7 protein-coding genes are annotated in these 15,424 nt (G+C 35.5%); all 7 read left to right on the forward strand.

Going from position 1 to position 15,424, the window contains the following annotated elements; genetic code table 11:
• Positions 1 to 41: 41 nt before the first annotated feature.
• The 7 genes from ROY99_08670 to ROY99_08700 all read left to right on the forward strand — a co-directional run bounded on the left by ROY99_08670 (position 42) and on the right by ROY99_08700 (position 15,421).
• Positions 42 to 7,712 carry an RHS repeat-associated core domain-containing protein gene (locus ROY99_08670; GenBank protein MDT3696455.1) on the forward strand — a complete coding sequence of 2,557 codons (7,671 nt, stop codon included), beginning with the start codon at positions 42 to 44 and terminating at the stop codon, positions 7,710 to 7,712.
• A gap of 314 nt (positions 7,713 to 8,026) precedes the next feature.
• On the forward strand, positions 8,027 to 8,785 hold the full coding sequence (locus ROY99_08675; GenBank protein MDT3696456.1) for a hypothetical protein: 759 nt from the start codon (positions 8,027 to 8,029) through the stop codon (positions 8,783 to 8,785).
• Entirely contained in the window at positions 8,761 to 10,272 is a 1,512-nt protein-coding gene (locus tag ROY99_08680) for an RHS repeat-associated core domain-containing protein (GenBank protein ID MDT3696457.1), read from the forward strand. Before ROY99_08675 ends, ROY99_08680 begins: the two co-directional genes overlap by 25 nt.
• 29 nt (positions 10,273 to 10,301) lie before the next feature.
• Positions 10,302 to 11,468: a WD40 repeat domain-containing protein gene (locus ROY99_08685; GenBank protein ID MDT3696458.1), complete on the forward strand. Its 1,167-nt coding sequence runs from the start codon at positions 10,302 to 10,304 to the stop codon at positions 11,466 to 11,468.
• 152 nt (positions 11,469 to 11,620) lie between these two features.
• Positions 11,621 to 12,163, forward strand: coding sequence for an RHS repeat-associated core domain-containing protein (locus tag ROY99_08690; protein ID MDT3696459.1), 543 nt, complete (start codon positions 11,621 to 11,623; stop codon positions 12,161 to 12,163).
• Between the two features lie 64 nt (positions 12,164 to 12,227).
• Positions 12,228 to 14,468 (forward strand): TonB-dependent receptor, encoded by a 2,241-nt coding sequence (locus tag ROY99_08695; protein MDT3696460.1) that lies wholly within the window; start codon positions 12,228 to 12,230, stop codon positions 14,466 to 14,468.
• Complete coding sequence (locus tag ROY99_08700; protein MDT3696461.1) at positions 14,465 to 15,421, forward strand: DUF4249 family protein; 957 nt, start codon at positions 14,465 to 14,467, stop codon at positions 15,419 to 15,421. The genes ROY99_08695 and ROY99_08700 overlap by 4 nt, the downstream gene beginning before the upstream one ends.
• Positions 15,422 to 15,424: the final 3 nt, after the last annotated feature.

Consider the following 15,424-nt stretch of genomic DNA (forward strand, 5'->3'; position numbering starts at 1 on the left):
TCATCGCATTATCGGTAAGAAAAAATAAAAAGGGTAATACTATGATGAAAAAATATATTTCTTTTTTAATACTAAGTGTTTTATCAATTGTTTTTTATCAAAATATATTTGCAGAAGGTCAATCATCAACAGCAAAACCAAAAGCTGCAAATACGCCTTCAATAGGCGGCGGTGATGGAGATTTTAGTAATGAAAGTCTTTTTACTGGTGATGTTGCTTTTTCTGTACCTATTACAAATATAGGTGGGATTAGTGTCGCATTAAATTATACTAGTAATGTGCATAAACTGGTAAGAGCTGATAATAAAGATGCGCAAGCAGGTTGGGTTGGGCTTGGCTGGTCTTTAAATCTTGGGAGTATTGTTGCGGATATAAATGGGACAAGAGATGTTTCAGACGATAAATATTTTTTTGTAAGTGCTTCTGGATCTTCAGAAATGATTCTTATTTCCGGAAATGATTTTATGTTAAAAGAATATCAGTATTGGAAAATTACTAGAAGCGTGGATGGTAATGGTAATTTGATTGGATGGACTATAATTCTAGATGATGGTACTAAAATGAGATTTGGAAATTATAATAAAACAACAAACAACTTTCTCTTTGATACTACACTAACAAAGGCAACGCGTTTTATGCTTGGCTGGGATGGAGTTGTTTGCAATCCATTAAATAACAAATACAACTCTGCAAGCTTTATTGCTTATCAGTGGGACTTGTCGGATTTAGAAGATATTGCCGGCAATCATACTACAATTTCATACCAGGGTGTTGCTGAGGTATTAAGCGCAAATTCACTCTCAACAACTCTAAAGTATACCCAGGAATCGCATCCTTTAAAGATTACTGATTGGACTAACAGAAGTGTTGAATTTGTTCTAGGTAATCTTACGACTGCAGAGTACGTTACACCTCCTGATAAAATTATCCAACGTCTGTTTGAACGAAAGTATTTGAATAAGATCCTGATAAAAGACGCTACTAATTCGATAATACAGCAGACTGTTTTTGATTATTCAGTACTGGATATTTTTAATCTGTCAGCTTCAAAAAGATATCTAACATCAATTACTGTTCAGGATGCAAATATTAATTCACTTACTCCAACAAACTTTAGTTATTATACAACAAGCGGAAGCTTAGGCGAAAATCCCGGTGCATTAAAATCAATAACCTATCCTGATGGCGGCAAGGTTGAATATACTTATGCTTATCATACACTTAGTAACGTTGAACTTAATTTTAGTCAGATTTACACAACAAATGAACCCATTGTTGACCTATCTTTATTACGAACTCTAATGTCTGGATCGGATTTCTATGTAATAAAAAGAGCTGACAACAAACTTGAAGTCTATAGATGGGGAACAATAGGATGGTTTGTTGATAGTAATTTTCCAATTTCTACTTCAGTTTCAAATTTTTGGGTACGAAATGATTACATTGTTGCTTATATGGGAAGTAATACATTAAAAATTGCAAAAAGAAAAAATGATGGATGGACTGTCTCAACTATAACATTAAGTAACAGTAGAGATCCTGGTAGTATGAAAGTAATCGCTGTATCAAGCAATTTTTTCTTGGTTGCACATAATCTGGAAAAGTATAATTATAACACACAAGAGCATAAATGTAGAAGGAGAGAAAATCTTTCTGTTATACGATTAGATGATGCTACATGGAGCAGTTATTCCTTGGGTGATTTTGATCTTGGAAGACATGATATTGATTGGGACATTCATATTGAAGCTGCATCTGGTATTGATTTTTTTGCAATTAGATATTCCGATAATCCTGACAGCGATCAAAGATCTAGATGCAGGTTATATGTAAAAGATGGATTGAGCTGGTCAGAAAAATTCAGTTTTTATCCGGATGACATTACACCGTCAGATTTCCGACTTTATGCAGGACCTAATTATTTTATTGCTCATGCATATATAGGTCACTTAATTAATTGGGTATTTTATCCCCCCAATATTAAAGTTTTTTCTTGGCCGTTTACTTCTGCTAATGATTTTAAAAAGCGTGATATTTTTACCGACGATATTTATACTCATTCAAATTTTTTTGTTACAAAGAAGGATGATGAAAGTTCTTCCTCTATTTTTATTCACAGTTTTAATAATGATGGTTCTAATTATCCTTATACAGTTACTAATATTGAAAATGTATTAACAGGTTCATTTTATAATAGTAGATTAGCTCTTGGGAAAGATTATGTTTGTGTTGGCTGGATAGAGGGATCGAGTCCTTATAGCGGAAAATTGGGAGTCGTAAAAAATGTTGATGGTTTGTGGTCAACTGGATCATTAATTGAAACTATAAGTGATATGCAATATGATAGTTACGTTACTCCTGTAAACAATGGAATGACACTTTTTGCAGAGTGGTATTCGCCTTTTGATTATCATAGTGTAAGAACATATAAAGCGCAAAATAACAACTGGATATTCATTAGCGAACTTGATAATGTTTCACTTGGAAGTGGAAATGCTTCTTTTACTCAACCTGGTTTTCAACTTTTAGGAGATATTATTCAGCCAGGAACTGCAGACGATATTGTCTCTCATAGTTTTATGGAAGGAAACACCCAGGGTGGAGACGCTTTGTTTTTAGGCAATCCCGCTGATTATCCTGTTTCAACTAAAACTATAACTGATGGAATGGGTAACAGCTACCAGACAATTTATACATTTGAAAATGGTGTCTATGATCACGAAATTAATTTTGCAAAATATAACAAAGTTACTGTAGAACTCCCACAGCAAGATAGCGGAAAAACTATTACTTATTTTTATAACCATTTAGGTCCTGGTCAGGCAGAAGAGTTTGTCTATTCTCTTAACTATAAAGAACTGGATGGGCTGCCATATAAAATAAAGGTTTATAACTCAGCAATTAATGAAATTGCAACAACAACGAATTACTGGGCTGCTTTTGATATTGATGCAGCTAATGGAGTTTATCATAAAAGACTAACTAAATCTGTAAATATCAACGACGGAATAACAAGTACTGTTGAGTACGAATATAACAACACAAATGGACAGATAAAGAAAATTACCGAACCTGCTAAAGTCGCTTCTGATCTTTACGGTTTACGGGACAGAGTAACTGAAATTACATATGCTTACGAGCAGTATACTGCTATGCAAAATTTGAATATGGTATCACAGATATATGAAAAGAAAACAATATCAAAAGGAAGCAGCAGTAATACTGTAGCAGTTCTTGCTGATGGACCCGAAATAACCGATTACAACCAATTTAGTGTACTTTATAATCAAACCGTTACCTATGAAGCTATAGTTTCAGGTGGTTATTTTTGTGTTGGCACAACTCAAGGCGGAGATGATATCATCTCTAAAAAATATTCTGACGCAAGCGGGTCGTTTCACGCAAATACCGGAATAACATATTATCTAACCGCACATACATACCCTTGTTCTCCTCCGCCGCATCCTTGTGAAGCTTGGGTTATTGGTCGGGTCACATATCATCAATCGAACGATCCAGATGAGGTGATTATTTCTCAGGAGCGTACAGAATTCGACCCAAATAACAATTACGTATCATTTAGGAATTCAGTTTACAATGGCACAAATTGGATTGTAACAAATGCTATTACTGGACGTAATGATAATGGAAATGTAACCGAAAGCTATAATGTGGACAATGTTTATTCATCCACAAAATATGGATATGATAATGTTCTTCCAATTGCACAGGTATCAAACTCAAAAGACGGTGAATCCGGTTATACGGGTCTGGAAAGCGGGTGGCAGGATTGGGAAACCGGCGGCAGCACAATTGTAAGCAATTTAAAACATACAGGGATTTTTAGTGCTTATTCGCAAAACAATTATGGACCTACCAAGAATTTTTATTGTGCCAATGGCGTAGATAAAATTAAATCTTACATACTTGAAGCTTGGGTAAGAAGAACAAGCGGAACCGGTAAAATTACGATTGAACTTCGCGATGCTAATAATAATGTATTATCAATTGTATCACAAGATATTACAGGCGGTACGGACTGGCAACTTGTTTCACTTCCTATTACTCCACAGCAAATGACGAATCTTCCTTCCAATGGTTATTTGCGAGTATGGTGCGGATTTCCTAACTCAACTTCTAATTTCGGCTACGTTGACGATGTAAGATTTTATCCCGCTGATGCAATGATGACAACTTATACTTACGATCCTCTTACTCTGCAAGTTACAAGCGGAACAGATGAAAACAACGTAACTACTTTTTATGAATATGACAGCTTTGGTCGTTTGACTCAGACAAAAAATGATGACAGTGATGTATTATCACAGACAACATATTATATATCAAGAGAACATAACGCCGGTAATTTCAATCCAAACGATCCTAATTATATCAGAACTTCGGCTTATCCAGATGGAATTGGTTCTACACCTATTGTTACAACTAACTTTACTGATGGTCTCGGACGAACTTTACAGCAACATTCCCAGGACGGAAGTAATGATATTATCTCAGCAGTAAGCTACGACAATGCAGGACGAATAAATAAAACTTATAATCCTTATTCTCTCAGCAATCCAAGTCATAACTACGATCCAAATTATTCATCGGGTTCATCGGGTTATATTGAAACGCAATATTATTCCGATCCGCTTGGAAGAGTACAATGGAGAATTCCACAGGGTTCAAACCCATCAACACCGAATAAAAATATCGAGAGTGTTTACGGCAATGCAACGCTTAGCGGAGTTTCCTGCTATACCAACGATATCAAACAGAAGCCAGCAACTAACAGTGTTAACTGGATTACTTCGAGGAGTTACAGGGATAGGTTAGGCAACGTTGTTAAATCTTCTGTGCTTGATGGATCCTCCGAAATACAAACCTCCACAACACTTTACAATATGCTTGGGCTTCCTGTACAGGTTACTGACCCGAAAGGAATGCTGCAGAATTTTACTTATGATTTTCTCGGGCGTTTGAAAGTAAAAACAACTCCTGATGCAGGAACTTCTAAGTACATTTACGACATAGCCGGACGACTTAGATTTATGCTCGATGTTGACGGCGATGCTGCAAATCCCGATAACATCTTGTATTGGAAGTATGATACATTTGGGCGCGTAACTGAAAAAGGTTATATCGTGATGAACTGGAATGAAACATTATTGCAGGATGAAGCAAATACAGATCCTGATTACCCAACAACTCCCGATACCTGGCGTAAAAAATTTACTTACGATACAGATGCAACGTCGCAATATCTAAAAGGCAGATTATATAAAGTAGAAACCAACAACGATAATAATACAGATGTGGAAACTCAGGAAACTTTTGCTTATAATAAATACGGATTTATTACTGCAAAGAATTTAACCGTTATGGAAGTAAGTACGCAGATGCAATCTACGCTTTATGATTATGATAATCTTGGAAGAGTTACAAAGATAACCTATCCTTCCCGTCCAGGTAATTTAACTTTGCAGAATGAAACCATCTCAGGCACAACCCCGACGCAGTATGAAGCAAATAATAATATAGATGCAGGACCTGATGTAACAATAAACTCCGGAGCCAGCGCAACATTTAAAGCCGGAACTAGCATACATCTTAAGCCCGGGTTTACGGCAAGTAACGGAAGCAACTTTAGGGCTTATACAGGTACATTCACAGACGGAGGAACTCCTACAGAAGTTGTTTACTCTTACAACCAGCGCGGACAAATTTCCGGCGTAGGTACAACCACTAACCCGACTTTTTATGCTTCATACACTTATAAGCCATCGGGACAAATAGAAACTGAAACTCTTAACAACGGGCAGAAAGTAGTGCAGGCAACTTACGACGTTAAAAACCGTCCCACACAGATTTCATCTCCTCTGTTTACCGAATCGCTTACTTACGAAACAGGCGGTTACGGCGGAGTGGGATATTATCACGGCAATATTGCGTCTGCAAGTTTTTCTTATTACTCCGGCGGACCTGCTGCTTACCAAACTCTGTACCAGTACGATAACCTTGGACGGTTGAAGATAGCAGATAACAATATTACTGCACTAAACCCTTATGATATTTCCAACATCAGTTACGATCTCAATGGAAATATTATAAGCATAAACAGAGGCGGTACGAATTACACTTACAATTATTATACTGGTACAAACAAACTCAAGAATACCGGGGGAAGTAATAACGATTACGAGTATGATTTAAATGGTAATATAAAAAAGTCATTACCGAAAGGCTTAGATCCTTTAGTTTATGACCCATTTACACAGATGACAAAAAGCATAACTGTTACCAGAACTCCTAACAAGATGATGTCATTTCAGTATTCTGCCGACAATGAACGTATACTGAAAAATGAAAAACAAGGAACGACGAATAATTTGAATCTTTATATCCGTGGAGCTAGCGAGTATCCTGTAATAGAAAAAATAAACACAAACAATACTCTTACTGACAAAGTTTACATCTACGGACCAACTGGTTTGATTGCATTTAAAGATGCAACGGCAACTTACTTTGTAATTAAAGACCATCTCGGCTCCACAAGAGTGCTTTTTAGAAGTACTGGAACTCAATACGCAACTTACGATTACTCACCATTTGGCAGCTTAATGAGAGCAACGATAAACGGCGATGTAGTTTATAAATTTACCGGACAGGAGTACGACAGCGAGTTTGGCTTATACAACTTTAGAGCAAGATTATATGATGATGAGCTTGGAATTTTTTATGCGGTTGACCCAAGCGGACAGAATTTTTCTCCATTCAGTTATGCAGGCAATAACCCTGTTATCAGGGTAGATAGAGATGGCCGAATTTGGTGGATACCGCTTTTAATTGGTTTCTCAACTGGGTATTTGTCACATGCTTTAACTTATGATGACTGGGGTTGGGGAGCAATTGGTCAAGGACTTATTTCAGGGTCAATGTCGTTTGTTGGTTGGGGCGTTACTTCAGCACTTTCGCCATACTTTAGTTCAACATTGGGACTATCGCAAGGACTCTCGACAACTCTCGCCGGTGGTTTATCCGGCGGAATAACAAGTTCACTCTTCACTCCTTGGGTAGGTGGAAACTTTGGGACTAATTTCCTATCTGGATTTGTAGGTGGTGCTTTAGGAGGAGCTGCTCAGTTGGGGGCATCTTCATTGTCAATTTCATCGGACATTCAATTTGGATTGAGGGTCGTGGGCGGTGGTATTTCCGGTGGGTTAACATCGTCTGTTTTTGGTGGTACATTTATGCAGGGTTTTGCAGGTGGGGCTATGGGTGCTGCAATGTCTGGCGTTGCAGCTGAAATTATTGATGAAGTCTACTCGGGTAAAATGACTATTGAAGAAGCCAAGAAAATTCTGGGTATTACAGATGAGGAATGGGCTGCCCTTGAATATGCTAATGGTGAATATCCAGAAGGTACTTATCCAGAGTTAACTAGAGAAATTGGCACTGAGGAATTATGGGCAAAACTACAACAATTACAGCAAAATGAAATGATAGGTCCACGAACAACATCTCAATCTTTGGGCAATTTTCAACTCGGGGTTGAAACATTGCGTTTTGGAGGTGATTTACATGTGCGATATCAAAGTGGAACAATAAGTTTTCATCGTGATCTTATTAGTATTGTTAGAAATCCAATTCTTCATCTGTGGGATGATTATAAGCATCCTTATTCTGTACCCGCAATAATCAGGGGAAGATAAAAAATGCATAATAGTAAAGGACTGTAATGTCTAACTCTATAAAATTGATTCTATTTTTTTTCTTATTCCAAATAGTAGGTTCGTCACAAGATGTTTGGAATACTAAAAACAATAATATGAATAACATAAGGTCTCTTGGCTTCACACCTGAATTTGTGGTTGGGGTTTGTGACTGCGGAGGAATAGGAACAGTCGTAAAGACATGGTCATTATCAGATGGGGAAGCAGATTCGCTTTTTCGAGCTCGGATACAAGAAATATGCATAAGCAATAACGGAAACTACCTAGCAATAAGATCATTCAAAGATAGTATAATGCTACAGACTTTTTTCATAGAAGGCAAAAAATGGTTATGGCAATACACAGGATCACATTATAATTCTATCGCATTCTCTGAGGATGATGAATATTTAATTGCGATAAATGAAAATGCTATTGAAGAATTTGAAGTGCAGTCAGGAGATAAAAATATATTGAAAACTCCTCTTGAGGATAAACTCTCGGATTATGCTGAAAGTAAAAAAAGAGTTCTGAGACAAAAACTCAGTCCTGATGGTAAATATATGATAATATGGAATGACAAGATAAATTATGAGTGGGGTATTTCTTTTCTATTTTTATTTAGTGCTTCCCCTAATCCAAACATTGCTGTATGGGATATTTTAGAAAATAAACTTATATCAGAGATTCAGAAGCCATTATCAAAGATTGTTTCGGTTGCTTTTTCTCCCGATGGAAAAAAAGTGTTCCTTGGTTGTGAGGATAAAAAAATTAGAGTATGGTCTCTACTTGCAAATAAAATCATCAAAGATTTTGAAGGGGATCCATCTTACATAGATGTTTCAAACAGAAATAACCTGCTTGGAATTGGTGGAGATCATCTACGCATTTTAAATTCTTTGACGTTTACACTAATAAAGGATTTTGGAAAGGTTGGTGATAAAGTTGGAAGACTTAGCGAATGGAGTTTTAGCAGCGATGGTAAGTATTTCGCTCTTGAGGTAGAAGGCATTCTTTATCTTCATGAAACTAATACCTGGGAAGTACTATGGAGTATCCCTACTTGTCCCTGATTGCAGGTCCAAACAGAAATATTACTTCTTCATTTCATAAAGAATTAAACCCGATAGTTTACGACCCATTTACACAGATGACAAAAAGCATAACTGTTACCGGTTCACCGACAAAAGCAATGACATTTAACTACTCTGCAGATAATGAAAGAGTATTAAAAACGGAAAGTTATGGCACTACGAAAAATTCCAATCTTTATATCAGAGGTAATAACAATTATCCAATTACGGAGAAGATTAATTTAAACTCAGTATTGAATGATAAGATTTATATCTATGGACCGACAGGATTAATTGCATTCAAGGATGCAACGGCAACTTACTTTGTAATAAAAGACCATCTTGGTAATACAAGATTACTTTTTAGAAGTACCGGAACACAATACACAACTTATGATTACTCTCCGTTTGGTAGTTTAATGCGTTCATCAATAAGCGGAGATACAGATTATAGGTTTACTGGACAGGAATTTGACAGCGGAACTGCTCTGTATAACTTTAGAGCGAGACTTTATGATGATGAGCTTGGAATTTTTTACGCAGTTGATCCGGGTGGACAAAACTTTTCGCCATTTTCTTATGCTGGTAATAACCCGGTAATATATGTAGATAAAGATGGGAGATTATTTTGGTTGATTCCCGCCATAGTTGGATTTGTTACAGGATATGTAAGTCACGGTATAATCCAGCACGATTGGGGTTGGGGAGCGTTAGGTAGTGGTTTGCTTGGAGCTGTCTCATCTTTGGTTGGTTACCAAACTGCTGCTTGGGCTTCATCGCTTGGTCATAATATTGGTTTATCTCAAGGACTTAGTACTGTAATCTCCAGCGGTATAGGAGGAGGTACATCTGGGGCGTTTAGCAATTTATTACAAGGACAAAATGTTGGTCGTGGATTTTTAGCTGGTTCACTTGCAGGAACTCTGGGAGGAGCGTTTAGTCTTGGTGCTGGTAACCTTTCAACAACAGGACAATTTATAAGTAGAACAGTTTCTGGGGGATTTGTAGGAGGATTAGTAAGTGATGTAATGGGAGGTAGTTTTATTGGTGGTTTCGGAACTGGAGCACTTTCTTCAAGTGTTTCGTTCTGGGCAACAGAACTTACAAATTATGTTTACAAAGATGGCGGAAGCTTAGCAGAAAAAACTTATGGTTTAACTGAAAGTGAAAAAGAATTACTTAAGTATGGTTTGGAAGAATATAAGAAGGGTAGTGTAACTCCCGAACTTTTGCAGAAATTGCAGGAACTTCATGCTAAGCTTTATCCTCATGATAATTCAGCTACCGGTATTTTATCAAGATTAAGGGATTGGAGTGTAAATGATTTACGCTTCGATGAAATTCATATAATGACTGAAGCAGGAAACGTTAATTTTCACTACGACCATTTTAGTTTAGTAACAAATCCTTTTATGCACATTTTAGTTGATGAAGTAATAGTGAACCGAATAATTGGTGGACAAGGTATATATACAGTCCCAAGATAAATGTTATATCTGAAAAATGGAGAACAATAATGCTTTATGCTATATTTTTTATTTTGTTAATTATGGTTGGGGATGTGTACGATGGATCTTTCGTAGGTCATTACCCAAGTGTAGGTAAAAATAAATTAACATCTAATGATACATCAATATACAACTCAGATTCATTAAGAGCAGATATGAATTCTAATCATCTGAGTTTTTTACATATTCTGAATAAACGTTCAGAGATAATTGCAGAGCCCGTTTCAGATGATATCAAAGGAGGAACAATTTATAGGTGGAACCTTTTTGACGGTAAACGTTCTATTTTGGCATATTTGGGAGATCGTGTTTGGATAGCCTATATGACGGTCAGCCATAATGAAGACTTCATAGTAGTCGCAACCTTAGATAATGATCCTACACGTTTAAAATATTTCTCAATTAAAGAAAAAAAGTGGTTATGGGAAATTCAAGATTTAGATCATTACTGGTGGTTAGGTTTTTCTGATAATGATAAGGAAATAATAGCTTTTGGGAATAATGCTGTGTATAGAGTTAACGCATATAACGGTGTTATATTAAGTAAAACTAAAGCTATACATAATGAATATTCTCTTAGTGTGCACAAAAGCACAGGTACTTTTATAAGCCCAACTGGTAAGTATTTGGTTATATGGCAAGTGCAAGAGACATGGGCACTACTTGATTTATTCAGGAGATCTGCAAATAAAAATATTTCAGTTTGGGATATAGAAGAAGAAAAAATTGTAGCATCAATGTCATTGCCTGAAAAAGGAGTAAGAACTGCAACTTTTACTTCGGATGAGAAAAATGTTTTTCTTGGCTGTGGTGATGAGACTATAAAATTATGGTCATTAGAGAAAAACAAAATAGTTAACGAAATTCCAGGGTTAGCTACTTATTTAGTGACAAGTAATAAACAAAATTTTTTAGCATCTGGAATTATGGAAGAAGATCGTCTTTCCAAAGTAAAAATATGGAAGTACCCTGAAATGACACTAATACATACTATAGAACCATATTCGAAAAACTATATCAATCGAGGGAGAATGCCAGTTAATTTTGATAAAACTGGTAAATATTTCGGAGTTGAAAGAGATGGAAAACTCTATTTGTATGATACTTCAAATTGGGAAGTGTTATGGTCTTTTAATACAGATGTAAGTGACTCAAAACAAAACTCTGAGAAGTAACAAACAAGCTGCAGAACACAGACGGAAGCGGAAATGATTAGATATATGATGCTAATGGAAATATAACTACTTCTATACCGAAAGGATTAAACCCGATAGTTTATGACCCGGTTAATAACAAAGCGAAAGTGTTTAACATTTTTGGAAACGGTTTGATTAGCAAAGTTGTAACAGGTGCTTATGATAATTTGTATTTAACAAATACAATACTTGAAGGCACGTACGAAGCACAGAACACTATCACTGCTGAAACAAATGTAATTGTAAACGGAACGGCAACACTTAAAGCCGGAAACACAATAAGTCTTAAACCTGGTTTTCACGCAGCTTATGGAAATAATTTTACAGCAATGATTGAAGCAGTACCAAACACAGCAAAACGCTTTTACTATTTGAAAGACCACCTTGGCAGTATTAGAGTTGTAGTAAATGAATTGGGCGAGATAGTAAGCAGCGACGACTACGATCCTTGGGGAATGATATTAAACGGAAGAAGTACTAACAGTGCTTACACAAATTCAAAGTATAAGTTTACCGCTAAAGAAAGAGACACAGAGACCGGCTACGACTACTTCGGTGCAAGGTATTACGACAGCAGGATTGGAAGATGGCTGCAGGTAGATCCGCTTGCAGAAAAATATTTTGGATGGAGTCCGTATAATTATACTTTAAATAATCCATTAAAAAAGATTTAAAAAATAAAAACTTATTACTTTATATTAGTTCCGCATTAATTTTTTATTTATACACTGGACAACATTGCGGAATATTTTCTTATTCACTTTTCAGATATTTATAATATCCATTTCACTTTTGAGCTTTAACTCGCAGGCACAGGCACCTGGCAGACTGCGTGGAGTAGTTACTGATTCAACAAATGGTGAAGTGCTTGCTTTTTGTAATATAGTTATTGAAGATTTAAAAATCGGAGCTGCTACTGATAAGCGGGGAATGTTTGTTCTGAATAAACTTCCGGCTAATACCGAGATGACCGTTATGGTATCTTACATCGGATACAAAACAAAAAAAATTTCTTTTCTGTTAAAGCCTGATGAATTATTAGATCTCAAAATACAGATGACTCCATTAAATATTGAATTAAATGCTGTAGAAAAAATCGGGGAAAGATATGTTGATAAAAATGTAACTGATCTTGGGCTTGAAATTATTTCTATGAGGCAGCTCGAAGTTATACCCAAAGGTGTTGAAACAGATGTTATGAGATCTCTTCAATATTTATCTGGAGTAAGTTCTACCGGGGATATCTCTGCAAGATATTATGTACGGGGCGGAAGCAGTGATCAGAATCTTGTTTTACTTAATGGGATTACTTTATATGCACCATTCCATTCACTCGGTTTGTTCAGTTCAATAGAACCTGATATGATAAATTCAATTGAGTTTTTTAAAGGAGGATTTACATCAGAATATTCAGGCAGATTGTCTTCAATTTTGAATGTGATTACAAAAGATGGAAATAAAAACGCATTTAACGCATCTGCCAGCGCAAGTTTTTTAACAGGTAAAGGAATGATTCAAGGTCCGATTCCGAATGGTTCTTTTATGCTCTCAGGTAGATTCAGTTATTCGGACAAAATCCTGAAAAGTTTTTTAGATCAAAAAACTGTTCCTGTAAATTTTTATGATATAGCAGCCAAAATTAATTATTCAAGTCCTGATATTTTTAACAATGCAAAGTTCAGTTTGTTTGCATTTATAACTGATGACAAAATAAAATATTCTGATCCGTTAAGAGAATCTTATTTATGGAAAAATAATTTATTAGGATTTGAATGGCTTCAGGTTTATGATGCCCCGGTTTTTTCCAGACTCGGGATATCTTTAAGTAAATTTGAAGGTAAAATAATTCCTAACGGAAGTAATTTGAAACCTTTAGTGAATAATCTGCAGGATATTTCAATTTCTTTCGATTTAAATGCTGTGTTTGATAGTAAAGATCAGATTGATATTGGTTTGTTAATTAAGCTGATGGATTCTGAATTGCGTTTAGAAAACAAAAGCGGAATTGAATCCGATATTTCCAGATTTACAGGCAATATCAGTGCTTATGCAAAGTATAAACTTTTAAGATTTGAAAATTTTGGTCTTGATATTGGATCGAGAATTAATGTATCAGGATTAAATACAAATTCCTCCGGCAAATTGGAACCAAGAGTCAGCTTAACTTATAACCCAATCGGAGATTTAATAATTAAAGGCTCAGCCGGAATTTATCTGCAAGAGATGACAACAATATCTGATGAAGATGAAATCATTTCTGTTTTTGATCCGTGGATTATAATTCCTGATTATCTGAATCCAGCAACGGGATATAGTCTTTCAGGCGGTATTCAATATAACTTATCTTCAAATTCAAATATCCAGATTGAAGCCTATCACAGGAATTCAAATAATACTCCGGTCTTAAATGATGAAAAGTACTTTAATTTTGATCCTGATTTAGTAGAAGGCAGTCAGGAATCCTACGGCTGGGAATTTACTTACGATTTAACTGAAACAAGTTTTAGTTTATCTGCTTCTTACTCTTTAAGCTGGGCTTATAAGAAAATTGACAGCTATATATATTATCCAAAATACGATTCAAGACATTCAGGTAATTTAATGTTTAGCTGCAATCCCGGAGCAGGCTGGAATCTTACTTCCATTTGGTCGGTTTATTCCGGATTACCATTTACCGAAATAATTTCTTACTATGATAAATATAATCTTGTAAATCCATTTGAAATAACACCAGGTGCGTCTGATTATGTTCCCTACCTTATTCTTGCTGATAAGAATCTTGGCAGGCTGCCATCTTACCACAGATTAGATATTGGTTTATCAAAAAAGATCGCAATTGCATCAACTATTATTACCTTAAGTATCGATGCAATTAATGTGTATAACAGAAAAAATATTTTTTATTATGAACGTGATACAGGAAGAAGAGTAAATATGCTGCCATTCCTGTTAACCGGAACTGTGAAGATAGAGATATGAAGTACTTGCGAATAATAATCGTGGTAAATATTGTTTTATCATTTTCAGGTTGTGATGATTCTTTTAATCCTTATACAACCTTCAAAGAGAAGTATTCTCTGGTCAGCATATTAAGATCTGATACTACTTTGCAGATTGCAACGATTACTAAAAATTATCTTGATGAAAATAATAACTCAGCACATAAATTATTATTTGAAAAAAATGCAGATGTAAGAATTTGGTACGGTGATTCTGTTTATAGATTAAGAGATACAGTCTTGACTTCTGATGCAGGCGAGGATTCAATACAATGTTACTATACTCAAAAATTTTCTGTTGGAACCGAAAAGTTAATTGAAATTGAGGCTTTGCTTTCAAATGGAAAAAGACTGAAAGCGATTTCTGAAACTCCATCTAAAATAGAATTTAAAAATACAAGCGAAGTAATTATCCCGCCAATCGGAAAAAATGTTGTTCAGGTTTACTGGACACCTGCAGGAAGTCAGAACTTTTATCAGGCTCGTTTGAAAATGAAATGTGAGTTTGTTGAAAACGGGATCAATAAAATATTTTATAGAGTATTACCAAATTCAATTTCAGTCAGTGAAGGAAAACAATATGCTGTTTTTCCAAAAGCTTCCAGAAATAATTATGTCGTTTATAATCTTGATGCAATCAACTGGTACCTGCAAGCTTTAGCTGATTCACTATCGGAACCTGTTAAATTCAGTATCCACCAGAATTTAGTTTTGGAATTACTGACATTTGATCTGGAACTATCTCGATATATTTCAATATCTACAAGCAGTATCGATAATTATTCGATTAGATTTGATGAAGGCGACTATACAAATATAAATGGCGGACTAGGAATTTTCGGCTCGCAGATAAAAACGAATTATTCTAAGCTGAAGTTTATTGATAGTTATATAAGAGGTTTCAAGTTTAACTTTATTTATGATACAAAGTAAAGA

It is taken from the genome of Ignavibacterium sp. (genome assembly GCA_032027145.1).
GTDB lineage: Bacteria > Bacteroidota > Ignavibacteria > Ignavibacteriales > Ignavibacteriaceae > IGN3.

Excerpts from the sequence above, each read along its gene's own strand:
- ROY99_08670 (MDT3696455.1), top strand. The coding sequence starts at position 42 with ATGATGAAAAAATATATTTCTTTTTTAATACTAAGTGTTTTATCAATT.
- ROY99_08675 (MDT3696456.1), top strand. The coding sequence starts at position 8,027 with ATGCTACAGACTTTTTTCATAGAAGGCAAAAAATGGTTATGGCAATAC.
- ROY99_08680 (MDT3696457.1), top strand. The coding sequence starts at position 8,761 with ATGGAGTATCCCTACTTGTCCCTGATTGCAGGTCCAAACAGAAATATT.
- ROY99_08685 (MDT3696458.1), top strand. The coding sequence starts at position 10,302 with ATGCTTTATGCTATATTTTTTATTTTGTTAATTATGGTTGGGGATGTG.
- ROY99_08700 (MDT3696461.1), top strand. The coding sequence starts at position 14,465 with ATGAAGTACTTGCGAATAATAATCGTGGTAAATATTGTTTTATCATTT.